The following is a 23,347-nucleotide window of genomic DNA, read 5'->3' as shown; positions in this document are numbered from 1 at the left end:
CGGCTGCGGCGGTGGCCACCGGATTCCCGGAGCGCGGGACACGGTTGTCAGTGGCGCTGGTTACGCTGATCAGTGCGTACGCGGTCGTGTGCGCGGACGCAGCGACGAGGGAGCTGAGGACGTGGCGGTACGGGCCGTGCGCGGGGCCGTCCAGCTGGAGCGGGACGACGCGGAGCACATGCGGGAGCAGGTCGGCGCGCTGCTCACCGCGATATTGGAGCGCAACGGTCTGGCGCCGGACGACCTGATCAGCGTGTGGTTCACCGCCACCCCCGATCTGCACAGCGACTTCCCGGCCGCCGCCGTCCGCGCCCTGGGGATCACAGACGTCCCGCTGATCTGCGCCCAGGAGCTGGACGTGGCCGGCGCCATGGAGCGGGTGGTCCGGGTGCTCGCGCACGTCGAGACCGGCCTGCCCAAGGGCGAGATCGCGCATGTCTACCTCGGCGCGGCCGCGGCCCTGCGGAAGGACATCGCCCAGTGAGAACCGCACTCGTCATCGGAACGGGCCTGATCGGCACCTCGGCCGCCCTCGCGCTCACCGCCCGCGGCGTGCAGGTGCACCTGGAGGACCACGACCACGCCCAGGCGCTGACGGCCGCCGCGCTCGGCGCGGGCACCACCGAGCCGCCCGCGGGCCCGGTCGACCTGGTGATCGTGGCCGTGCCGCCGGCGCATGTCGCGGCGACGCTCGCCGGGGCGATACGGCGCGGCGCGGCCCGGGCGTACCTCGACGTCGCCAGCGTCAAGGGCGGCCCGCGCCGGGAGCTGGAGGCCCTCGGCTGCGACCTCTCCGGCTACCTCGGCACGCACCCGATGGCCGGCCGGGAGCGCTCCGGGCCGCTGGCCGCGACGGCCGACCTCTTCGAAGGCCGCCCCTGGGTGCTCACCCCGCCCCCCGGCGGCGACACCGAGGTGCTCAACCTCGCCCTGGAGCTGGTCGCGCTGTGCCGGGCCGTCCCGGTGGTGATGGACGCGGACGCCCACGACCGCGCCGTCGCCCTGGTCTCGCACACCCCGCAGCTGGTCTCCAGCCTCGTCGCGGCCCGTCTCAAGGGCGCCGACGAGACCGCCGTCCGCCTCTGCGGCCAGGGCATCCGCGATGTGACGAGGATCGCCGCCTCCGATCCGGGGATGTGGATCGACATCCTCTCCGCCAACCCCGGCCCGGTCGCCGACGTGCTGGCCGAGGTCGCCTCCGATATGGACGCCACGGTCCGGTCGCTGCGCGCGCTGGAGTCCGCCGACGAGGAGAAGCGCGGCACCGGCGCCGGCGGCATCGAGGACGTCCTGCGCCGTGGCAACGCCGGCCGCGAGCGGGTCCCGGGCAAGCACGGTGCCGCCCCGGCCGCCTACGACGTCGTCGCGGTCCACATCGGCGACCAGCCCGGCGAGCTGGCCCGGATCTTCGCCGACGCCGGCCGCGTCGGGGTCAACATCGAGGACGTCCGCATCGAGCACGCCACCGGTCAGCAGGCCGGTTTCATCCAGCTGATGGTCGAGCCGCAGGCGGTCCCGGTGCTGACCGCGGAGCTGCGGGAGCGGGGGTGGTCCATCCGTCAGTGACACCGTGGACGGCGCGCGGTGGCCGAGCCAGTAACCTTGTCCGAGGCCCCAGGCCCTGTTGCCGAACTCCCGTCCGCCGGTCGATGCCCGGTCCGCCCGTGCGCGGACGGCGGGAGCGCGACGACAGACCCCGGTGCCCTGGACCGCGCCCCGTGTATGAAGAAAGGTGTTCGTCACCGTGGAAACCGCCGACCGGACCGCCCCGGCTGCAGTGATTGTCGCCATCGACGGCCCCGCTGGCACGGGCAAGTCCAGCACGTCCAAGGCCGTCGCCGGAAAGCTGGGCCTGGGCTACCTCGACACGGGTGCGCAGTACCGTGCGATCACCTGGTGGATGCTGACCAACGGCATCGACGTCAACGACCCGGTCGCGGTGGCCGACGCCTGCGCCAAGCCCGTGATCGTCTCCGGTACGGACCCGGCCGCGCCGACCATCACCGTCGACGGTGCGGACGCCGCGGGCCCGATCCGCAGTGCCGAGGTCACCGGCGCGGTCAGCGCGGTCAGCGCGGTGCCCGAGGTGCGCACCGCGATCACCGATCTGCAGCGCACCATCGCCGCCGAGGCGCCGCACGGCATCGTCGTCGAGGGCCGGGACATCGGCATAACCGTCCTGCCCGACGCCGATCTCAAGATCTTCCTCACCGCCTCCCCGGAGGCGCGGGCGGCCCGCCGCAACGGCGAGCTCAAGGGCAAGGCCGCCGGCGATCTGGCCGCCACCCGTGAGGCGCTGATCAAGCGGGACGCCGCCGACTCCTCCCGCAAGACCTCGCCGCTGGCGAAGGCGGACGACGCCGTCGAGGTCGACACCACCGACCTGACGCTGGATCAGGTCATCGAGTGCGTGGTCACCCTCATCGAGGGCGTCCGCGCCGAGAAGGCGGGGCGGGACATCCGGTGACCGACGGCGGCAAGGCGCCGAGCCCCCGCGGTGCCGTGATCGGCCGGCGGATCGGCATCGGGCTGATGTACGGCCTGTGGAAGCCGCGGGTGCTGGGCGCCTGGCGGATGCCGGCCGCGGGCCCGGTGATCCTCGCCGTCAACCACTCGCACGGCATCGACGGTCCGATGCTGATGGGCACCGCGCCCCGGCCGGTGCACTTCCTGATCAAGAAGGAAGCCTTCGTGGGCCCGCTGGACCCGTTCCTGCGGGGCATCGGGCAGCTGAAGGTCGATCGTCAGGCCACCGACCGCAAGGCGATCAGCGACGCGCTCGGGGTGCTGTCCGACGGCGGTGTGCTGGGCATCTTCCCCGAAGGCACCCGCGGCGAGGGCGACTTCGCCTCGCTGCGCGCCGGCCTCGCGTACTTCGCGGTGCGCTCCGGGGCCCCCGTCGTCCCGGTGGCGGTGCTCGGCAGCACCGACCGTCCCAGCCGGCTCACCCCGGCCGTGCCGCGGCTGCGCGGCCGCATCGACGTCGTCTTCGGCGACGCCTTCGAGGCGGGCGACGGCAGTGGGCGGCGCACCCGTAAGGCGCTGGACGAGGCGACCGTACGGATCCAGGAGCGGCTGACCGCCCACCTGGCACAGGCCCGGCGCCTTACCGGGCGCTGACCCACACTTGAGCAGTGGGCCCTCCTTCAGCGGCCCACCGACCACATGGATGAACGAGGAACGGACTTCATGAACGAGCAGATCCCCACCGGCGACGAGCACGGTGCGCTTGGCGACGCCGAGTACGCGGAGTTCATGGAGCTCGCCGCGGAAGAGGGCTTCGACCTGGAGGAGGTCGAGGGCGACATCGCCGCGGCCGGCCATGGCCCGCTGCCGGTCCTCGCCGTCGTCGGCCGCCCCAACGTCGGCAAGTCGACGCTGGTGAACCGCATCATCGGCCGCCGCGAGGCGGTCGTCGAGGACCGGCCGGGCGTCACCCGCGACCGGGTCACCTACGAGGCCGACTGGAACGGCCGCCGCTTCAAGGTCGTCGACACCGGCGGCTGGGAGCAGGACGTCCTCGGCATCGACGCATCCGTGGCGATGCAGGCCGAGTTCGCCATCGAGGCCGCCGACGCGGTGGTCTTCGTGGTGGACGCCAAGGTCGGCGCGACCGACACCGACGAGGCCGTGGTCAAGCTGCTGCGCCGCGCCGGCAAGCCGGTCGTCCTGGTGGCCAACAAGGTCGACGGCCAGTCCGGCGAGGCCGATGCGGCGATGCTGTGGTCGCTGGGCCTGGGCGAGCCGCACCCGATCTCCGCGCTGCACGGCCGCGGCACCGGCGACATGCTCGACGCGGCGCTGGACGCCCTCCCCGAGGCGCCCGCCCAGACCTTCGGCACGGCCGTCGGCGGCCCCCGCCGGATCGCCCTGATCGGCCGCCCCAACGTCGGCAAGTCCTCGCTGCTCAACAAGCTCGCCCGCGAGGAGCGCGTGGTCGTCAACGAGCTCGCCGGCACCACCCGCGACCCGGTCGACGAGCTGATCGAACTGGGCGGCAAGACCTGGAAGTTCGTGGACACCGCCGGTATCCGCCGCCGAGTGCACCTCCAGGAGGGCGCCGACTACTACGCCTCGCTGCGCACCGCGGCGGCCGTGGAGAAGGCCGAGGTCGCGGTCGTCCTGATCGACGCCGGCGAGTCCATCAGCGTCCAGGACCAGCGGATCATCACGATGGCGGTGGAGGCCGGCCGGGCCCTGGTCATCGCCTACAACAAGTGGGACAACCTCGACGAGGAGCGCCGCTTCTACCTGGAGCGGGAGATCGAGCGGGACCTCGTCCAGATCCCCTGGGCGATGCGGGTCAACGTCTCCGCGCGCACCGGCCGCCACATGGACAAGCTGGTGCCGGCGATCGAGACCGCGCTGGCCGGCTGGGAGACCCGCATCCCCACCGGGCGGCTGAACGCCTTCCTCGGCGAGATCGTGGCCTCCCACCCGCACCCCATCCGCGGCGGCAAGCAGCCCCGCATCCTCTTCGGCACCCAGGCCGGCACCAAGCCGCCGCGCTTCGTGCTCTTCGCCTCGGGCTTCCTGGAGGCGGGCTACCGCCGCTTCGTCGAGCGCCGGCTGCGCGAGGAGTTCGGCTTCGAGGGGACGCCGATCCACATCTCGGTGCGGGTGCGCGAGAAGCGCGGCACCAAGACCAAGAAGAAGTAGCCGGGATCCGGCCCGTGGGCGGCGCGCTGCCCACGGGCCGCAGCGGCCGGTGGCGTCAGCGGCTGCCGGGCGGGCGGGTGGCGTCCCGCTGCCCCGGTGGCAGCGCCGCCGGAAGCCGGCCGCGGGCCCGGAACGGCTGCCGGCCCACCACCTCCCACTGCCCCGGCGAGGCCGTGGCGCGACCCCAGTTCCCGTTGCGCAGCGACTCCGGCAGCTCCGGCTCGTCCGTGCGGTCCCCGGGCAGCGCCCGGAAGGCGCGGCGGTACTCGGCGTACAGCGCGTCGTAGATCGGCGTGGCCGAGCCGCGGTCGGCGCCGCGCGACGCCCCATGATCGCGGGCCGGCCGCATGCCGGGGATGGGGTGGGGGTACGGGGCGCCGGAGGCGCGGTCGTATGCGTGCACGTAGGTGCCAACGACCCCGGTGCCCGTGGGATGCGGCTTTCAGGGGGAAATGGCTGATCGCGGGCGCAATCCCGCCGCTTCGGACGGTCATGCTCCCGCGACCGGGCGCCGGAGGGTCAGGTTCCGGCCAGCGGCATCGCGGCGGCGACCAACAGGCCCTTGGCGGCGGCCTGCTCCAGCGCCTGGCGCATCAGGTCCTCGCGCGGCTGGTGGCCGATGGTGCCGGAGGGCGCGGCGTACATGAGCACGGTGTGCTCCTTGTTGGCCGCGGCGCGCCAGCCGTCCGAGACGGCCAGCGGCTGGTGGGCCTGCCACCATGCGGACTGGGTGCCGTTGGTGCCCGGCTGGAGCACGGCGTGCAGCTTTCCCATGGCCAGCAGGGCGGACCAGCCCTCGATCGGAGCGGGGCGCTCGTTCACGTCCGTCACCGGGGTGAAGCCGTGCTCCAGGAGCAGCGGCAGGAAGTCGTCGTCCAGGCTGGTCGAACCGGGGCGGGCGATCGGGCCGTTGGGCTCCACCACGAGGGCGGGGTACAGCTCGCCCCTGATCAGCACCAGGCCGCAGGTGATGCCGAGGGTGGCCTGGCGGTCGTTGGTGGGGATCGGGGCGGCCGGGGGGCGGGTGGCGTCCTCGCCGGTGATGGAGCGCACGGCCCCGCGGAGCTGCTCCTCGGAGACCCGCACGACCTGCGAGGGGATGCACGTGGCATGGGCGAACGCGAGCACCGCGGTCTCGTCGCCGACGAACAGGACGGTGCTGGTCCGCTCCTGCTCGCTGTTGCCGGGCGTCCGGCAGGAGGTGCAGTCGTAGCTGCCGGGGGCGTCTTCTCCGGCCAGCAGCCGGTCGGCTTCTGCGTCGCCGATCTCGGCGCGAACGTCGTTGCTGACGTCGAGCATGCGCGGCACGGGTGGCTCCTCGATCTTCATGAGCGGCTGCCGGGCGGTCTCCCGGCTCGTACAAGGACAACGGGTGACCTCTGGCAGAGTCACGCGCCGACGCGAACAGAATCGAACCGCGGGCCGCATGCCGGGGAACCGGTGAAAAGCCGTCATCGAACCGATCACGGACCGCCAATTCCTACGCAGAACCTGGCGCAGGTGGCCGCGCTTTGTACACCGGACGGGGTGTGGTCGGACTTCGGGAGGGCGCGGCGCGGTGGGCTCCGGCGCCCCGCTGCTTACCGTCACCGGCTATGTCGGACAACTCATCGGTGCCGCGGCGCCGCGTGGAATCCGTCGGAGCGCTCCTCGCGGCGGCCGCCGCCCTGGTCCTGTGGCTGCCCGGCGCCGCCACCGCCGACGGGGCACCGGGCGGCGACGACGGCGGGGACGGGGGCCGGCCGCCGTACGCCTGCGCCGACGACCAGTGGCCCTGGGGCTGCCTCGCCGAGTGCGAGAGCAGCGGCGACTGGCACATCAACACCGGCAACAGCTACTACGGCGGCCTTCAGTTCTGGCAGCCCACCTGGGAGGCGTACGGCGGCCTCGACTACGCCCGGCGCGCCGACCTCGCCAGCCGCGACGAGCAGATCGAGGTCGCCAAGCGGGTCCAGGCCGACCAGGGCTGGGGCGCCTGGCCGGTCTGCGCCCGGCGCTACGGCCTGCTCGGCGAGGACACCTACGCCGTCCGGCGCGGCGACACCCTCGCCGAGATCGCGCAGCGGCACCACGTCGAGGGCGGCTGGCGGGCGCTGTACGAGCGCAACCGGGACGTCATCGGGGAGCACCCCGAGGACCTGGCGGTCGGCACCCGGCTGAAGCTGCGCTGACCTGCGGCCCGTCCCCGGACCCCGGCCCCGGGCCCGGAAGAGTTCCCACAACGTCATACCGATGCCCTAACTTTTACGGCACAACTTGGTTAGTACCCCCAACCTCTCAGGCCACTTCGCGGTCTTACTCTTCAACAGCCGGAAACGGGCGCTGCCCGGAGGGCGGTCGCGCGGACCGCGGGGGGACCAGGACGAGCGAGGAACCAGGGGACACGGGGACGGATGCACATCTCATTCCTGATTCACCACGCCTACGGCAGCGGGGAGACGGTGCGGGCGACCTTCGGCCTGGCGGACGCCCTCGCCGAGCAGCACGACGTCGAGATCGTCTCCGTCCTGCGGCACCGCGACACCCCGGCGCTCGACCTCGGCCCCAAGGTGGCGCTCCGCCCCCTGGTGGACCTCCGGGAGCACGGCCGGAGCGGCGACCGCACGGACCCGGCGCACGCCCGGCCGGCCAAGGTCTTCCCGGCCGCCGAGCCCGGTTTCGGCCAGTACAGCGAGCTCACCGACCAGCGGATCGCCCAGTACCTGCGGCGCACCGAGGCCGACGTGGTGGTCGGCACCCGGCCCGGCCTCACCGTGCACGTGGCCCGGCAGACCCGCCGCGGGCCGCTGCGGGTCGGTCAGGAGCCGCTCTGCCTGGCCGCGCACAGCCGGGAGTTGCGGCTGGCGCTGCGCGGCGCCTACCCGCGGCTGGACGCGCTGGTCACCGCCACCGAGGCGGACGCCGGCGCCCACCTCCGCCGGCTGCGGCTGCCCGGCGTCCGGGTCACCGCGGTGCCCCGCGCGGTCCCCGCGCCGCGGCTGGCGCCCGCCGACGGCACCGGCCGGTGGGTGATCGCGGCCGGCCGGCTGACCCGCACCAAGCGCTTCGACGTGCTCGTCCGGGCGTTCGCGGCGGTGGCCGCGCGGCGCCCTGACTGGCGGCTGCGGATCTACGGCGGCGGACCCGAGAAGCCCGCGCTGCGCGCCCTGATCGAGGAACTCGGCCTCTACAACCACGTCTTCCTCATGGGCCCCGCCGGCCCCCTGGAGTCCGAGTGGGCCAAGGGCGCGCTCGCCGTGGACTCCTCCGGCCGGGAACCCCTGGGCACGGCCCTCGCCGAGGCGATGCGCTGCGGGCTGCCGGTCATCGCCACCGACTGCCCCTACGGGCCGGGCGAGATCGTCGAGGACGGGAGCACCGGCCGGCTGGTGCCCGTCGGCAACCCCGCGGCGCTGGCCGCGGCGCTGCTGCAGCTGATCGGCGACGACACCGCCCGGGAGCGGATGGGCGCCGCCGCGCTCGCCTCGTCCGCCCGCTTCGACCCGGCGGCGGTGGCCGAACGGCACGCCGAGCTCTTCGGCGAACTGCTCGCCCGGCGCCGCGGCAGCGGCCTGCGCGGCTCCCTGCACCGCGCCCGGGGAACGCTGATCAGCGGCGCGTACGTTACCGAGTACGCCGCCCGGCATGCGGCCCGCGCCGCAATGAGAGGGGTGCGGACGGCATGAGTGCCTCGACGCAGTCACCCGCGACCGGGTCCGGCGCGACGAAGCGCCCGCGGCGTACCGCGACGACGGGAGGAGGGACGCCGGTGCCGGTGGACCTGAAGGCCGACTGCATCGCGGACTCCGCGGGCGGCCTCACCTTCGATCTGAACGTGCCGCAGGGCACCGGCACTTCCTGGAGTGCGGCCCTGGTGCTGCGGCTGCGCGCCGTCGACCCCGTTGTCGCGGACCCCGACGACGACGAGGTGCGGCTGCCGCTCGGGCCGAACGGCCCCGGTCGGCTGCGCGCCGTCCTGCCCAGCACCGTCGCGCTCGCCGAGGGCCGCTGGCACGCCTACGCCGACCTCGGTGACGGCGCCGATCCGCGCCGGCTGCTGCCCGGCGTCAACGACCTGCGGTCCCTGGTGGACCGCCGGCCGCTGGCCGGTATCGGCCGGCTCGGCGTGCGCATCCCCTACGCCACCAAGCTGGGCAACCTCGCGCTGCGCAGCTGGCTGCGCGGGCCGCACGCCGAGGCCGGCGACATCCTGGTCGCCCCCGAGGGCATCACCGTCACCGGCCGTCTGTACGGGGCGAGTCCGGCGGCCGGCGCCCAGGCCGAGGCCCGGCCCCGGCACACCGGCCGGGACCGGCTCGCCGTCCCGCTGGCCGTCGACGGCTCGGACTTCCGCTTCACCCTGCCCTACGGGGAGTTGGTCGCCCAGTGGCGGAGCGGCAGCGAGCCCTGGGACCTGTGGCTGCGTCCCGCCGCGGGTGCCCCGCAGGTCCGGATCGCCCGGCTCCTGGACGACGTCCCGGAGAAGGAGCAGGTGTTCAGCTACCCGGCGCGGGCGGTGCCGGCGCCCGGCGGAGAGCTCCGGATCGGCCCGTACTACACGCTCGACAACGACCTGGCCGTACGGGTCACCGACCGCGCCGACCAGGACTAGGGCGCGTGGAGGCGGAGCCGGGCCAAGTGCCCTTGGGTATCGGGGAGTTGGCCCGCCGTGCGGGGGTGACGGTCAAGACCGTGCGCCACTACTCCGACGCCGGGCTGCTGCCGGAGGCCGGCCGCAGCGCCGGCGGGCACCGCCGCTACGGGGCGGACGCCGTGGACCGGCTGCACCGGATCCGCGATCTGCGTGCCGTCGGGATGCCGCTGCCCGCGGTGGCCGGCGCGCTCGCCGACGAAGGCTCCCTGGAGCGGGCCCTGGCCGCCCAACTGGCCGCCGTCGACGGGCAACTCACCGCGCTGCGTTGGCGGGAGGCCGCCCTGCGCGCCCTCACCGCCGCCCCCGAGGACCGCCGCCCTGCGCTGCTGCGTCTGCTCGGCGGCCTCCCGCAACCGCCCACCAGCCAGGCGCTGGTCCGCTTCTGGCACCGCCAACTGCCCCGCGCGCTGCCGTCCGCGCTGCGCACCGCCGTCCTCGACGCCGCGGTGCCCGCGCTGCCCGCCGACCCCCGGCCCGCCCAGGTCGTCGGCTACGCCCGGCTGCATGCGCTCGCCGCGGGCCGGGACGGCGGTCTGACCGTGCGCTGCCGCCGGGTGCGCGCGGCCGCCGCCCTGGCGGGGGAGACCGACCCGGTGGCGCTCTACGCGGGCCTGGGCGAGGCGTACGCGCTGGCCGGTGCGGCGCTCGCGGCCGGGCGCCGGCCCGCACCGGGGCCCGAACTCGACTCCTTCGTGGCCGCGCACGCCCGCGCCTACCGCCGGCGGGACGGCGCCGGCTTCCGCACCGGACTGCGTGCGTCCCTGCGGGCCGGCGACGACCCGCGGCTGCGGGCGTACTGGCGGTACGCCGCCGAGGTGTCCGACGGGGACGGTCCGTCGATGGGGGCCGCGCACGACTGGCTGGTCGCCGCCCTCGACGCCGGCGCGGCGGCCGGGGACTGAGCGGCGCGGCGGCCGGGCCGGCTCAGCCGCGGGACGTCCCGGGCGTCGGGAGGGTGGTGGGGCGCTCGGTCATCTCCGGGTGGTGCAGGTCGAAGGCCGGCGACTCGGAGCGGATCCGGGGCAGGGCGGGGAAGTTGTGGCGCGGCGGCGGGCAGGAGGTCGCCCACTCCAGGGAGCGGCCGTAGCCCCAGGGGTCGTCCACGGTGACCCGGGTGCCGTACTGCCGGGTGTGCCAGACGTTGTAGAGGAACGGCAGGGTGGAGGCGCCGAGCAGGAAGGCGCCGATGGTGGAGACGGTGTTGAGTCCGGTGAAGCCGTCGGCGGCCAGGTAGTCGGCGTAGCGGCGCGGCATGCCGGCCACGCCCAGCCAGTGGTGGACGAGGAAGGTGGTGTGGAAGCCGACGAAGAGCAACCAGAAGTGGATCTTCCCGAGCCGTTCGTCGAGCATCCTGCCGGTGAACTTCGGCCACCAGAAGTAGAAGCCGGCGAAGGTCGCGAAGGTGACGGTGCCGAAGACCACGTAGTGGAAGTGGCCGACGACGAAGTAGCTGTCGGTGACGTGGAAGTCCAGCGGCGGGGAGGCCAGGATGACGCCGGTCAGCCCGCCGAAGAGGAAGCTCACCAGGAAGCCGACCGACCACAGCATCGGCGTCTCGAAGGACACCGAGCCGTGCCACATGGTCCCGATCCAGTTGAAGAACTTCACCCCGGTCGGCACCGCGATCAGGAACGACATCAGGGAGAAGAACGGCAGCAGCACCGCGCCGGTCGCGAACATGTGGTGGGCCCAGACCATCACCGACAGCGCGGTGATGGCCATCGTGGCGCCGATCAGCATCACGTACCCGAAGATCGGCTTGCGGGAGAAGACCGGGATGATCTCGGTGATGATGCCGAAGAACGGCAGCGCGATGATGTAGACCTCGGGATGCCCGAAGAACCAGAACAGGTGCTGCCACAGCAGCGCCCCGCCGAAGCGCGCGTCGAAGACCACCGCGCCGAACTTCCGGTCCGCCTCCAGCACCAGCAGCGCCGCGGCCAGCACCGGGAACGCCATCAGCACCAGCACCGAGGTGAACAGGATGTTCCAGGTGAACACCGGCATCCGGAACATCGTCATGCCCGGCGCCCGCAGGGTGATGATCGTGGCGACGAAGTTGACCGAGCCGAGGATGGTGCCGAAGCCGGCGAGCGCCAGCCCCATGATCCACAGGTCGGCCCCGATGCCGGGCATGTGCGCCGTGGAGTTGAGCGGGGCGTACGCGGTCCAGCCGTAGGACGGGGCGCCCTCCGGGGTGAGGAGGCTGCCCAGCACCATCATGCCGCCGAAGAGGAAGAACCAGTACGAGAGCATGTTCAGCCGCGGGAAGGCGACGTCGGGGGAGCCGATCTGCAGCGGCACGATCTCGTTGGCGAAGCCGGCGAAGGCCGGGGTGGCGAAGAGCAGCAGCATGATCGTGCCGTGCAGTGTCACCGCCTGGTTGAACTGCTCCGGGCCGATGAACTGGAGCCCGGGGCGGGCCAGCTCGGCCCGCATCACCAGTGCCAGCAGCCCGCCCACGAGGAAGAACCCGAACGACGTGACCAGGTAGAGGTGCCCGATCTTCTTGTGGTCGGTGGTCGACAGCCAGTCGGCCAGCACCGCCCCGCGGCGTCGCGCCCGGGGAAGCCGGGTGCCTTCCTGGGAGACCTCGCTGATCATCGGCTCCACCTCGTTCGGCGGGGGGTATCGGTGCCCGGTCATGATGCGCGGGCCCGGGGCACCGAGCGAGGGGGCGCTCCGGTCCGTTCCGGTGGCATCCGCCGGCGGTGGTCTGGGCACTCCGCACCGATGTGCGGGAAATGTGCGTGGAATGTGCTTCGTTGGCCAATTCCGGGACGGCCGGAAAAGGACGTCGGGTAAGGGGAATCCCGGGGTATCGCGCGATTAATTCCGGCGGGCTGCCCGGCGTTGTCCGAAGCGGCGGCACACCCTTCCGTATTTGATCAAGGGGGAATTCCGGTCGCTTTGTTTTGCGTCCGGTCGCGACGGCGAACGGTGGGTAAGGGGACGGGTGGTGCGGGCAATCGCAGGAGCGTTCGCTGTGACAGAAGTGTGACCAAGGGGCGGCGGGGAGTCGGGCGGGGCGCGGGGCCGGCCTTCCGTGCGCCGCCACGGGCGCCTACGGTGGCTGCCATGGCACCCGAACCGAAGCTTCCCGGCGAGACCCCCGAAGTACAGGACGACCCCGAGCGTTACGTCGGCCTCGACCAGCAGGCCGCACAGGAGCAGGCCCTGGCCCAGGGCTGGAGCACCGTCCGGGCCGTCCCGCCGGGCGCGATGCTCACCATGGAGTACCTGCTCGGCCGGATCAACTTCGAGGTCAAGGACGGGGTGGTGGCGCGCAGTTGGCGGGGCTGACGGCCCGTCGGCCCGGCACGCGACACCGCAGGCACAAGCGGAACGACGAAGGCCCCGGCCGCTCCTTCGAGGAGCGGCCGGGGCCTTTGCACGGGGCGGGGGAGGTGCGTACCGGTCCCCGCCGCCGGCGGTCAGCCGGTGCCGTTGCGCGGGTGGCCGGTGGCCGGGCCGAACGGTGTGGCACCGCGCGGGATGCGGTCCGCGTGCGAGGGCCGGCGGGGGCCGGTCGGGGTGATCGCGGTGCGCTCGGCGCGGGAGGTGTGCGGGTGGTGCGGCCAGCCCTCCGGGGCGTGGGCGGCGCGGCTGCCGGTGGTCGCGCCGACCGCCTCGCGCACCAGGACCTCCCCGTCCTGGGCGCTCCGCTGCCGGGCGACCTCGGAGGCCAGCGCGCCGGCCGGCAGCGGGCCGCGCAGCGAATCGGGGCGCAGCCGCAGCCACAGCCGCAGCAGGATGCCCATGAGCCGGTCCTCGATCCAGGTGATGCCGGGCTCCAGCCACGGCATCGCCAGCAGCACCAGCAGCCCCGCGGCCCAGCCCAGCAGGACGTCGCTGACCCAGTGGGTGCCGAGGTAGACGGTGGTCATCCCGACGCCCAGCGCACCCAGCGCGGCGATCACCGACAGGGTGCGGCGGCGCAGCGGGGTGGTCGCGATGTAGGCCAGCACGCCCCAGGTGACCACGGCGTTGGCGGTGTGGCCGGAGGGGAATATGTCGCCGCCGAGCCACATCTCGTTGGAGCCGACCGTCGTCGCGTAGTGCGGGCCGAGGCGGCCCATCCCGAGCTTGGCGGCGCCGACGGTGACGTTCAGCATCAGCAGCGAGGCGCCGAGCACCAGCAGCGGGTGGAGGTTGCGCTGCCGCCAGCAGCGCCAGCCCAGCCAGGCCGCCACCGCCAGCGCCGTCGGGCCGCGCTGGCCCAGCACGACGAAGTAGTCGAGGAAGGCATGGAACTCCGGCCACTGCTTGTACGGCCGGAAGAACATGAGCTGCCAGTCGATGGTGACCAGGGAGGTGTCGGCCAGTACCCCGGCGACGATCGCCGCGTACACCGCCAGCGTGCCCCAGAACAGCCACAGGCGGGTCCGGGTCATGGGCGGCGGTTTCACGCGATCCGCCGGGAGGCGCTCCTCCATCTGGTCGAGCTTGTCATCGGTACGCACTCAAACGACGTTACCGCGTGTGATGTATGCACTTGGTCAAACCGTGCGCTTTGTAATGACGATGTGATGTGGAATGAGTCTCAATCCCGGCCGCCGTCCCGGGATTTCGAAGAGAATTTCCCGGGCTTCGGATTCCCTTCCGGTCATCCGCGTGTCGCCCGTATAGGCGCTTATCTGTTTTTCGGTGGCGGAGTTTATCCGTCATTCGCACGGGTGTCGCGGCGTGTTTTCCCCGGGCCGGCGATTACGGAGCGGGATCTTCCGGTCACGGTGGGCCCGAGCCGTTGAGCCAGAAGGCGCCGTAGACCGCCGAGCCGACCGCCACCACCCCGACGACCAGCCACGACCGCACCGGACGCCACCGGGCCAGCCCCGCCGCGAGCGGCAGCAGCAGCGGGTAGGCCGGCATCATCAGCCGCGGCTTCGACCCGAAGTAGCCCTTGGCGGTGAGCGCGACCAGCAGGACCGTCCCGCCGTAGACCGCCAGCGGCAGCGGCTGGCCCTTCCGTACGCCGTGCACGTACAGCCAGATCACCAGGGCCACGCCGACCAGCAGACCGAGGCCGGCGGCGAACGCGGGCCCGGTGAGCTGGTGCCAGACGAAGGCGCTGAAGGCGAGGCCGCCGTCGAAGCCGTTGTGCCAGCCGGCCTGGACGTCCAGGTAGCCGGTGAGCGAGCCCTGCCGGGCGCCGACCCACAGGACGTAGCCGCACCAGCCGAGGGGGGCCAGTGCGACGCCGAGCAGCATCCGCCGGTGCCGGCCGCGCAGGAGGGCGCGGCCCCGGACGCCGCCGGCCCGCTCGTCGGCCACCGTCACCGCCGCGGTGATCCACACCGCGGCGACCACCGCGGCGCCCACCGGCCGGGTCAGCCCGGCCAGCGACGCCAGGACGCCCGCCCACACCCACCGCCCGGTGAGCACGCAGTAGACGCCCCACGCCGCGAACGCGGTGAACAGCGACTCCGAGTACGCCATCGACTGGACGATCCCGACCGGCAGCGCCGCCCACAGCGCGGCCAGCAGCACCCCGGCCCGGGGCCCGTGCAGCCGCTCCCCGGTGGCGTACAGCGCCCAGGCCGCGGCCAGCGACGCCAGCCAGGCCACCGCCATCCCGGCGTCCGCCGCGGACAGCGCGGTGAGCGCCGACAGGCCCCGCTCCAACCACGGCAGCAGGGGGAAGAACGCGAGGTTGGAATGGACGTCGCCGTTGGCCAGATGGACGGTGTAGCCGTAGCCCTGCTCGGCGACCCGGGTGTACCAGAGGGAGTCCCAACGGGCGGTCAGCAGGGTGTGCCAGTCCTTGCCGTTCGCCGTCGACCAGGCCGCCAGCACGGCCAGGCCCAGCAGTCTGACCGCCGCGTACGCGGCGAGGCCGGGGACGGCGCGGCGCAGCGCGGCCCGGACGGCGGGCGGGTACAGGGTCCGGCCGGGCGCGGCGGTCGAGGCGAGATCGTTCATCCGGACGATTATCCAGGTGGCTTCGGGCGCGGTTGCCGGGGTCGGCCGGGGGAACGTCGGGGCTGCGATGAGCGTCTCACCGTGAGGTGGGCCACGCGGGCCCGGGAGGGACTCGCGTAGTCTGACGTCCCAAACTCGCCTGTGCCCGCCGGTTCCGCCGGCGCGTCGTCGCGCCTGGTCGCGGCCGCGAGAGCAGGACGGCGAGCGCATGACAGGAGGTACTGGATGTCCGGGACGACCGCGTCCGGCAGGGGGCGGACGGGGGGAGTTCCCCGGCACACAGGCGGCGTGAACCGCTGGACCGTGCTGACCGTGCTCTGCGTCAGTCTGCTGTTCGTCGCGCTGGACACCACCATCCTCTATGTGGCGGTGCCCTCCATCACCGAGGACCTGCGGCCCGGCCCGGTCGAGCTGCTGTGGATCGTCGACGTCTACCCGCTGATGGCGGCCTCGCTGCTGATCCTCTTCGGCACGCTCGGCGACCGCGTCGGCCGCCGCCGCATCCTGCTGCTCGGCTACGGGCTCTTCGCCCTGGCCTCGGCCGCCGCCGCGCTCGCGCCCAATCCGCAGATCCTGATGGCGGCCCGGGCGCTGCTCGGCATCGGCGGCGCCATGATCATGCCGGCGACGCTGTCGATCCTGCGGCAGGTCTTCCCCGACCGGCGGGAGCGGGCGGTCGCCATCGGGGTGTGGAGCGCGGTGGCCGCGGTCGGCGCCGCGGTCGGTCCGGTGCTCGGCGGTTTCCTGGTCGAGAACTTCTGGTGGGGCTCGGTCTTCCTGATCAACATCCCGATGATGACGGCGATGTTCCTGATAGGGCGCTGGCTGCTGCCGGAGTCCCGGGGCGAGCGCAACGGGCCCTGGGACCTGATCGGCGCGGTGGTCGCGGCGCTCGGCGTGGTCGGCATCGTCTTCGGGGTCAAGCGGCTGGGCAGCGGCGCCCCGGTGGTCGGGCTGACGACGCTGCTGCCGATCCTCCTCGGCGCCGCGCTGCTGACCCTCTTCGTCCGCCGGCAGCGCCGCCGCGCCCACCCGCTGATCGACATGCGGCTGTTCTCCCGGCCGGCGTTCGGCACCTCCATCGGCTGCATCGTGCTGGCCATGCTCGCCCTCGTCGGGCTGCAGCTGATCGCCGTCCAGTACCTCCAACTGGTGCTGCACCTCAGCCCGCTGGCGACCGGGCTGCGGATGCTGCCGCTGGTGTTCGCCGCGATGGCCGCCGGCCTCACCGGCTCCAAGCTGCTCCAGGTGCTCGGCCCGCGGGCGATGGTCTCCGGCGGCTTCACCCTGACCACGGTCGCCGTGCTGTCGCTGACCGCGATGGGCAGCCAGGACCACTTCTGGCAACTGTCCCTGGGCTTCGTGCTGCTGGGCTTCGGCTTCCAGGCCACGCTGTTCGGGGCGTACGAGTCGATGCTCAGCGAGGCGCCGGCCGCGCAGTCGGGCGGTGCGGCGGCACTGGGCGAGACCGCCTACCAGTTGGGCGCCGGGATCGGTGTGGCGCTGCTCGGCAGCGTGATGAACGCCGCGTACGCGCCGGGGCTGCACCGCGTCGGCGGGGTCTCCGCGGCGGCCTCCCACTCGGCCTCGCACTCGCTCGGCGAGGCGTACAAGGTCGCCGCCGGGCTGGGGGAGCAGGCCCGGGCGGCGCTCCGGGTGGCGGCCCGGGACGCCTTCATCCACGGCCTGCGGGTCACCCTCATCGCCAGCGCCGTGCTGCTGCTGGCCGGTGCCGGGATCGCGCTGCGGCTGCCGCGCCGGGCCGCGGAGTCCGGAGGCGCGGAACAGGCCGACGCCGCGGCGGCCGAGGAGGGCGCCGGGGCGGTGGCCGAGGAGGGCGCCGAGGAGGACGCCAGGGCGGTGGCCGAGGAGAAGTCCGCGCCCGCCGCGGACGGGGACGTTCCGCCCGCCGGGTGCGAGGGGGCGCGGGCCCCCGCGGGCACCGGCCGTTGACGATCCGGGGCCGGTCCGATCCGTCGGGCCGGCCCCGGCGGTCGTGCGGGCCGCCGCCGCGCGGCGGTGACCCTTGCCCGGGCGGCGCCGGGGACCGTACCGTCGGACCCGCGTAACTACCACTGCTAGTTTTTCGCGCGAGCGCCGAACCCGCCGGAGGTCCCGCCATGACCGCAACGCCGTCCCTGCTTCCGCCGTTCGACCCCAGCGACCCCCTGGGCCTGGACGACCTGCTCACCGACGAGGACCGCGCGGTCCGCGACACCGTCCGCCGGTGGGCCGCCGACCGGGTCCTGCCGGACATCGCCGACTGGTACGAGCGCGGCGAACTCCCCGGCATCCGCGAACTCGCCCGCGAACTCGGCGCGATCGGCGCCCTGGGCATGGCCCTGACCGGCTACGGCTGCGCCGGCGCCTCACACCTCCAGTACGGGCTGGCCTGCCTGGAGTTGGAGGCCGCCGACTCCGGCATCCGCTCGCTGGTCTCCGTCCAGGGCTCGCTGGCCATGTACGCGATCTGGCGCTTCGGTTCGGAGGACCAGAAGCAGCAGTGGCTGCCGCGGATGGCCGCGGGCGAGGTCATCGGCTGCTTCGGGCTGACCGAGCCGGACCACGGCTCCGACCCGGCGGGCATGCGCACCTACGCCAAGCGCGAGGGCACCGACTGGGTGCTGACCGGGCGCAAGATGTGGATCACCAACGGGTCGGTGGCCGGCGTCGCGGTGGTCTGGGCCCGCACCGACGACGGCATCCGCGGCTTCGTCGTCCCCACCGACGCCCCCGGCTTCACCGCCACCGACATCAAGCACAAGTGGTCGCTGCGCGCCTCGGTCACCAGCGAACTGGTCCTGGACGAGGTGCGGCTGCCCGCCGACGCGATGCTGCCGGAGGCCCGGGGGCTGGGCGCCCCGCTGCGCTGTCTGAGCCACGCCCGCTACGGGATCGTCTGGGGCTCGATGGGGGCGGCGCGGACCTGCTTCGAGGCGGCGCTCGACTACGCCCGCACCCGTGAGCAGTTCGGCAAGCCCATCGGCGCCTTCCAGCTCACCCAGGCCAAGCTCGCCGACATGGCGCTGGAGCTCCACAAGGGCGTACTGCTCGCCCACCACCTCGGGCGGCGGTTCGACGCCCGGCGGCTGCAGCCGGAGCAGATCAGCTTCGGCAAGCTCAACAACGTCCGCGAGGCGATCGACATCTGCCGCACCGCGCGGACGATCCTCGGCGCCAACGGGATCTCGCTCGAATACCCCGTCATGCGGCACGCCACCAACCTGGAGTCGGTGCTGACCTACGAGGGCACCGCGGAGATGCACCAGCTGGTGCTGGGCAAGGCCCTCACCGGACTCGACGCCTTCCGGTGAGCCCGGTGCGCCGCGCCGACCGCCGCGCTGGTCGGGGACGCCTTCGGTCCCCGGCCGGAGCGGCCGGTCGCGCCTGGTCTCAACTCTGGTTGAAGAAGCCGCCGTTGCGGTGGCCGCGGGTCTCGCCGGTGACGACCCGGTAGTCGGGCGGGGTCAGCAGGAAGACCCGGGTGGCGACCCGCTCGATGGAGCCGCGCAGGCCGAAGGTCAGGCCGGCCGCGAAGTCCACCACCCGCTTGGCGTCCCCGGAGTCCATCGCCGTGAGGTTGACGATCACCGGGACGCCCTCCCGGAAGAGCTCGCCGATGCCGCGGGCGTCCCGGAAGGAGGCCGGGGAGACGGTGGCGATGCGCGTGCCCTGGTCCTGGGCGGCCTCGTCGGTCACCCGGACCCGGGGGTCGGTCACCCAGGGACTGCCACCCGAGTCGGCGGACTCGGGTCCCTCGGCGTAGTCGTCGTCGTAGTAGCGCTCGTCATCGTTGTCGTCGACGAGGCCAAGCCAGGCGCTCGCCTTGCGCACCGATCCCATTGACGCCTCCTCTCACCCGCGGCGTGTGCGTTCCGTTCGCCCTATCGTCGTCCATGAGGGCGAGGGAGTGCCAAGCGGATAGCCGCCGCACGGGGGGTTCGTGACATACCTGGTGCAAAAAGGGTGGTGCGCCGTCAGCTTTCCCGCCCTGGCGGTGAACTGACAGTACGAAGGGCATCACGGTCGGTACCCGATTCGGTGATGTCGACAAGTTGACGCCGCCGGCCGGATTCGACCTGTGGGTAGGTTCGACGGTGGGACCAGGGCATATGCCCGAGGTCCGAGTGGCCGCGTAAGGGATAGGCGGATGATCGGGTGACCGACCCCGCGGAGCGTCGTTGACACGGGAGCAGAAACCACCATCCCGTCTTCATAGACTCTCCGAAAGTTCACCACGTGACTACACCACACGAGGGGGAGCGCCTCTCGCGCTTCCGACGGGCGTTCACGGCGACGGTCGTGGCGCCCCGCAGCCTCCGTGCCAAACTCATCCGCATCCTGGCGGTGGCGCTGGCGATACTCCTGGCGCTCCTGGGCTACTCCGCGGCCCGGCAGATCGGCGACTACGAGAACGCCGGCACCACCGCCGCCGACGCCCGCCTGGCCAACGCGCTCCAGGGCTTCATCCACGAGCACCAGAAGGAACGCGGCCTGACCACCGGATACGTGGGCGGGATCGCCGAGTTCCACGACCGGATGCTGGCCCAGCGCCGGCTCACCGACCGGGCGCTGGCCGCGGTGCGGCACGATTTGAGCGGCCGTGGGGACAGCGCCGCCGACGGCGTGCGGCACGGGCTGACCCGGGTCGACGCCCTCCAGGGCATCCGGTCCGCCGCGGACCGCGGCACCGGCGACGTGGAGCGGACGTACGACTACTTCACCGACACCAACGTCGCGTTGAACCGCGTCGGGACCGGCGTCGTCGGGGTCCGTGACGCCCAGCTGCGGGCCGACTACCAGTCGCTGCAAGTCCTCGGCACGGCCAAGGAGTTCACCGGCCAGGAGCGCGCCATCGTGCTCGGCTCGCTGCACGCCGGGCGGTTCCTCGGGGACGACTACACCCGCTTCATGACCACCCGGTCCGGGCGGCTGGCGGCGCTGGGGGAGTTCCCCGAGTGGGCCACGCCCCGCCAGGAGCGCCTGGTGACGGCCGCGTTGGCGAGCCCGTCGGCCAAGGAGCTGTTCCGCTACGAGAAGCTGATCGTCGCCGGGCGCGGGGTGCTGCCGGGCGCCCGCAAGGTCCCGCCGACCGCCTGGTACAACGCCACCACCGCCACCATCGACGAGCTGCGCACCGTCCAGATCTCGCTCGGCACGGACATCAACGCCCGGGCGACCGCGCTGGAGGAGGACGCCACCGGCACCCTGGCGCTGTTCGCGGCGCTCGCGGTCGGGTCGGTGCTCGCCCTCGGCGCCCTCGCCGTCGGCGCCGCCCGCTCGGTCTCCGGGCCGCTGGACTCGCTGACGCGGCAGGCCCGGGAGGTCGCCGGCGAGCGGCTGCCGACCGCCGTGACCCGCGTCCAGAACGAGTCCGGTACGCCGGAGCCGCTGCGGCCGGTGACCGTACCGCGCGGTGCGGGCGCCGAGGTCCACCAGCTGGCCGACGCCTTCGACCAGGTGCAGCGGGTCGCCTACGACCTGGCCACCGAGCAGGCCGTGCTGCGCCGCAACGCCACCGAGTCGCTGGTCAACCTCGGCCGCCGCAACCAGAACCTGGTCCGCCGCCAGATCAGCTTCATCAACAAGCTGGAGCACGAGGACGCCGATCCCACGACGCTGGCCAACCTCTTCGAACTGGACCACCTCGCGACCCGGATGCGGCGCAACGCCGAGAGCCTGCTGGTGCTCGCCGGCGAGGCCAGCCCGCGCACCTGGGCCAACCCGCTGTCCGTCACCGACGTGATCCGGGCGGCGCTCTCCGAGGTCGAGGAGTACCGCCGGGTCAAGCTGCGCCGGGTGGACGCGGTCTTCCTCGGCGGCACGGTGGTCTCCGAGATCTCCCACCTGCTCGCCGAGCTGATCGAGAACGCGCTGAGCTTCTCGCCGCCGGACACCGATGTGGAGGTCGAGGGCCGCCGCACCAGCGCCGGCTACCTCGTCGCGATCGTGGACCACGGCACCGGAATGGACGCCCAGGCGATGGCCGAGGCCAACGTCCGGCTCTCCGGCGCCGCCAGCTTCATGGCCGAACCCACCCGCTTCCTGGGCCACTTCGTGGTCGGCGCGCTGGCCCGCAAGTGCGGGATCGAGGTCCGGCTGGGGGAGGCGCCGGCCGCCGGCACCGTCGCGCGGGTGCTCATCCCGGCGCACCATCTCGCGGAGTCGGCCGCGGCGCCGGCCGTGCCCGCCGTACCGGAGAGGCCGGACCGGGCGCAGCAGGAGAAGGGGAGGAGTGCGGTGCCGGACGAGCACGCCACCGCGTCGGACGACGGTGCACAGGCCGGCCGGCCGGACCCGGCGCGCTCCGCGGCGGGCGACGGGGAGTCCGCGCCGCTGCCCCGGCCCCGGGGGGCCAAGCGGGCGGCGGAGCCGGCGGACGCGCCGGCCGGGCCGCGCGGGTCCTCGGCGGCCCGCACCCGCAACGGCCTGGTCAAGCGGGCCAAGCGCAGCGCCATCCAGTCGGCGGTCGACGAGGCGGCGGCACCGCGCTGGCAGCAGCAGGCCGAGCCGACGCCGGAGCGTTCGCCCGACGAGGTCTCCGGCATGCTCGCGGGCCTGCGCAGCGCCCATATGCGCGGCGGGATCAGCGTGGAGAAGGAGCGCGAGCGGGCCGAGGAGCAGAAGCGGGAGCGGGGCGCCGGCGGCCGGGACGTACCGGAGCGCGGGCGCGGGGAGCAGGCGGAGCAGGCCGTGGCGAAGGGGGACCAGAAGTGAGCGTCGATCTCCACAACGATTCGCAGACCTTCAACTGGCTGCTGGCCAGCTTCGTCCGCAAGACCGACGGGGTGCGGGACGCGGTGGCGGTCTCCTCGGACGGGCTGCTGATCGCGGTCTCGGAGGGCCTGAACCGCACCGACGCGGACCATCTGGCGGCGGTGGTGTCCGGGCTGTCGAGCCTGGCCCGCAGCGCGTCGCGGCGCTACGAGTTCGACGGCGTCAAGCTCATCATGATCGAGATGGGCCGGGGCTTTCTGCTGGTCTCGGCGATCCGGGACGGCAGCTGCCTGGGCGTGCTCGCCGACTCGACCGGTGAACTGGGCCTGGTCGGCTACGAGATGGCGGTCCTGGCCGAGCGGGCCGGGGACCTGCTGACCCCGGCGCTGATCGCGGACCTGCGGCAGGTACTGCCCCGATGAGCCAGGAAGGGGAGGAGGACGAGCTGTTCGTCCGGCCGTTCATCATGACCGGCGGCCGGGCCGAGCCGATGCACGAGGGGCTGCGGCTGGAGACGCTGGTGGTGGCGGTGCCCGAACCGCCCCTCGCGGAGCTGGAGTTCGAGCGCCGCCGGATCGTCACGCTGTGCGCGCAGGCGACGACGGTGGCCGAGGTGGCCGCCGGCATCGGGGTGCCGCTGGGCGTCGCCAAGGTGCTCATCGCCGACCTCGTCGTCGGTGGACTGCTGGTCTGTCAACAACCCAAGGAGCTGCCGCTCCATGTCCTGGAGAGGATCAGGGACCATGTCAGGGCGCTCTGAGAAGGCGGCGCCGCTCGCCGTCAAGATCGTCATCAGCGGCGGACTGGGCGTCGGCAAGACGACGTTCATCGGCGCGATCTCCGAGATCGAGCCGCTGGACACCGAGGCCGCCATCACCCAGGTCTCGGTCGGGGTGGACTCGCTGGTCGGGGTGGAGAACAAGACGACCACCACGGTGGCGCTGGACTTCGGCCGGATCACCCTCGACCCGACGCTCGCGCTCTACCTCTTCGGCACGCCGGGCCAGGACCGCTTCTCGTTCCTCTGGGAGGACCTGGTGGAGGGCGCGCTGGGGGCGATCGTGCTGGTCGACACCCGGCGTATCGAGGACTCCTTCCCGGCGCTGGACTTCTTCGAGGAGCGCGGGACGCCGTTCGTGCTCGCGGTCAACCGCTTCGACGGGGCGCAGCAGTTCGCGCTGGAGGAGGTCCGGGAGGCGCTGGGCATCGACGGCACGGTGCCGGCGCTGGCCTGCGACGCCCGGCAGCGGTCGTCGGTGCGCGATGTGCTGGCGGCGCTGATGGACCAGGTCGTGCAGCGCCATGCGGCCGGCGGAGCGGTCCGGGTGGGGGCGCCGGCCCGCTGAGCGGCGGGCGGCCCGCGGGGTGGACGGGCACGGGGTCCCGGCCTTCGACCGGAGGCCGGGACCCCGTGCC

General features: G+C 73.4%; 22 protein-coding genes. 16 read left to right on the top strand and 6 right to left on the bottom strand.

All coding sequences use genetic code 11. The features are described from left to right. Positions 1-121: 121 nt before the first annotated feature. From aroH to der, 5 genes are all read left to right on the top strand, one after another. On the top strand, positions 122-484 hold the full coding sequence (gene aroH / locus ACIQE0_RS26675; protein ID WP_366330794.1) for a chorismate mutase: 363 nt from the start codon (positions 122-124) through the stop codon (positions 482-484). After that, entirely contained in the window at positions 481-1,566 is a 1,086-nt protein-coding gene (locus tag ACIQE0_RS26670) for a prephenate dehydrogenase (RefSeq protein WP_402336784.1), read from the top strand. Before aroH ends, ACIQE0_RS26670 begins: the two co-directional genes overlap by 4 nt. A 166-nt stretch (positions 1,567-1,732) precedes the next feature. Next, positions 1,733-2,467: a (d)CMP kinase gene (gene cmk, locus ACIQE0_RS26665; RefSeq protein ID WP_366330796.1), complete on the top strand. Its 735-nt coding sequence runs from the start codon at positions 1,733-1,735 to the stop codon at positions 2,465-2,467. Then, on the top strand, positions 2,464-3,120 hold the full coding sequence (locus ACIQE0_RS26660; protein ID WP_366330797.1) for a lysophospholipid acyltransferase family protein: 657 nt from the start codon (positions 2,464-2,466) through the stop codon (positions 3,118-3,120). Before cmk ends, ACIQE0_RS26660 begins: the two co-directional genes overlap by 4 nt. Positions 3,121-3,189: 69 nt before the next feature. Beyond that, entirely contained in the window at positions 3,190-4,659 is a 1,470-nt protein-coding gene (gene der, locus ACIQE0_RS26655) for a ribosome biogenesis GTPase Der (protein WP_366330798.1), read from the top strand. 55 nt (positions 4,660-4,714) lie between these two features. Here the strand turns inward: der and ACIQE0_RS26650 are convergent, their stop codons facing one another. Continuing rightward, positions 4,715-5,062, bottom strand: coding sequence for a hypothetical protein (locus ACIQE0_RS26650; protein WP_366330799.1), 348 nt, complete (start codon positions 5,060-5,062; stop codon positions 4,715-4,717). Between the two features lie 116 nt (positions 5,063-5,178). After that, positions 5,179-5,967, bottom strand: a complete 789-nt coding sequence (locus tag ACIQE0_RS26645) for a hypothetical protein (RefSeq protein ID WP_366330800.1) — start codon at positions 5,965-5,967, stop codon at positions 5,179-5,181. 287 nt (positions 5,968-6,254) lie between these two features. Here ACIQE0_RS26645 and ACIQE0_RS26640 point away from each other — a divergent pair, with 287 nt between their 5' ends. The 4 genes from ACIQE0_RS26640 (at position 6,255) to ACIQE0_RS26625 (ending at position 10,194) form a co-directional block, all read left to right on the top strand. Next, positions 6,255-6,830, top strand: a complete 576-nt coding sequence (locus tag ACIQE0_RS26640) for a transglycosylase family protein (protein WP_402336779.1) — start codon at positions 6,255-6,257, stop codon at positions 6,828-6,830. Between the two features lie 222 nt (positions 6,831-7,052). Continuing rightward, complete coding sequence (locus tag ACIQE0_RS26635; RefSeq protein ID WP_366330802.1) at positions 7,053-8,324, top strand: glycosyltransferase; 1,272 nt, start codon at positions 7,053-7,055, stop codon at positions 8,322-8,324. 83 nt (positions 8,325-8,407) lie between these two features. Then, entirely contained in the window at positions 8,408-9,250 is an 843-nt protein-coding gene (locus tag ACIQE0_RS26630) for a hypothetical protein (RefSeq protein WP_366330803.1), read from the top strand. 26 nt (positions 9,251-9,276) lie between these two features. Continuing rightward, the gene (locus tag ACIQE0_RS26625) at positions 9,277-10,194 is read left to right on the top strand and encodes a MerR family transcriptional regulator (RefSeq protein ID WP_402336774.1); all 918 of its coding nucleotides are present in this window, start codon (positions 9,277-9,279) and stop codon (positions 10,192-10,194) included. Between the two features lie 22 nt (positions 10,195-10,216). Here the strand turns inward: ACIQE0_RS26625 and ctaD are convergent, their stop codons facing one another. Further along, positions 10,217-11,896, bottom strand: coding sequence for a cytochrome c oxidase subunit I (ctaD, locus tag ACIQE0_RS26620; RefSeq protein ID WP_402336770.1), 1,680 nt, complete (start codon positions 11,894-11,896; stop codon positions 10,217-10,219). Between the two features lie 474 nt (positions 11,897-12,370). Here ctaD and ACIQE0_RS26615 point away from each other — a divergent pair, with 474 nt between their 5' ends. Then, positions 12,371-12,595, top strand: a complete 225-nt coding sequence (locus ACIQE0_RS26615) for a proteinase inhibitor I78 (RefSeq protein WP_402336768.1) — start codon at positions 12,371-12,373, stop codon at positions 12,593-12,595. A gap of 131 nt (positions 12,596-12,726) precedes the next feature. Here ACIQE0_RS26615 and ACIQE0_RS26610 read toward each other — a convergent pair whose 3' ends face one another. Both ACIQE0_RS26610 and ACIQE0_RS26605 read right to left on the bottom strand, forming a co-directional pair. Continuing rightward, positions 12,727-13,755 (bottom strand): phosphatase PAP2 family protein, encoded by a 1,029-nt coding sequence (locus ACIQE0_RS26610; RefSeq protein WP_402336765.1) that lies wholly within the window; start codon positions 13,753-13,755, stop codon positions 12,727-12,729. A gap of 265 nt (positions 13,756-14,020) precedes the next feature. After that, a complete protein-coding gene (locus tag ACIQE0_RS26605; protein WP_366330808.1) occupies positions 14,021-15,214 on the bottom strand; it encodes a hypothetical protein in 1,194 nt (397 codons plus the stop codon). A 225-nt stretch (positions 15,215-15,439) separates the two neighbouring features. Between ACIQE0_RS26605 and ACIQE0_RS26600 the strand changes: the two genes are divergently transcribed. Beyond that, entirely contained in the window at positions 15,440-17,167 is a 1,728-nt protein-coding gene (locus tag ACIQE0_RS26600) for an MFS transporter (RefSeq protein ID WP_402336762.1), read from the top strand. A 167-nt stretch (positions 17,168-17,334) separates the two neighbouring features. Then, complete coding sequence (locus ACIQE0_RS26595; RefSeq protein WP_402336759.1) at positions 17,335-18,528, top strand: acyl-CoA dehydrogenase family protein; 1,194 nt, start codon at positions 17,335-17,337, stop codon at positions 18,526-18,528. A 79-nt stretch (positions 18,529-18,607) separates the two neighbouring features. Here the strand turns inward: ACIQE0_RS26595 and ACIQE0_RS26590 are convergent, their stop codons facing one another. Further along, positions 18,608-19,057 (bottom strand): cell division protein SepF, encoded by a 450-nt coding sequence (locus tag ACIQE0_RS26590; protein ID WP_384100587.1) that lies wholly within the window; start codon positions 19,055-19,057, stop codon positions 18,608-18,610. 396 nt (positions 19,058-19,453) lie between these two features. On the opposite strand from ACIQE0_RS26590, the gene ACIQE0_RS26585 reads away from it, so the two are divergent. The 4 genes from ACIQE0_RS26585 to ACIQE0_RS26570 are packed head-to-tail and all read left to right on the top strand — an operon-like array spanning position 19,454 to position 23,277. After that, positions 19,454-21,931, top strand: a complete 2,478-nt coding sequence (locus ACIQE0_RS26585) for a nitrate- and nitrite sensing domain-containing protein (protein ID WP_402336755.1) — start codon at positions 19,454-19,456, stop codon at positions 21,929-21,931. Then, entirely contained in the window at positions 21,928-22,353 is a 426-nt protein-coding gene (locus ACIQE0_RS26580) for a roadblock/LC7 domain-containing protein (RefSeq protein WP_366330813.1), read from the top strand. Before ACIQE0_RS26585 ends, ACIQE0_RS26580 begins: the two co-directional genes overlap by 4 nt. Then, positions 22,350-22,691 (top strand): DUF742 domain-containing protein, encoded by a 342-nt coding sequence (locus ACIQE0_RS26575; RefSeq protein WP_366330814.1) that lies wholly within the window; start codon positions 22,350-22,352, stop codon positions 22,689-22,691. The genes ACIQE0_RS26580 and ACIQE0_RS26575 overlap by 4 nt, the downstream gene beginning before the upstream one ends. Beyond that, positions 22,675-23,277, top strand: a complete 603-nt coding sequence (locus ACIQE0_RS26570; RefSeq protein WP_402336750.1) for a GTP-binding protein — start codon at positions 22,675-22,677, stop codon at positions 23,275-23,277. Before ACIQE0_RS26575 ends, ACIQE0_RS26570 begins: the two co-directional genes overlap by 17 nt. Positions 23,278-23,347 lie beyond the last annotated feature (70 nt).

It is taken from the genome of Streptomyces sp. NPDC093097 (assembly GCF_044754325.1).
Taxonomy (GTDB): domain Bacteria; phylum Actinomycetota; class Actinomycetes; order Streptomycetales; family Streptomycetaceae; genus Streptomyces.
The sequence above is the reverse complement of the archived record's forward strand: the minus strand, read 5'-3'. Positions and strand labels throughout refer to the sequence as shown.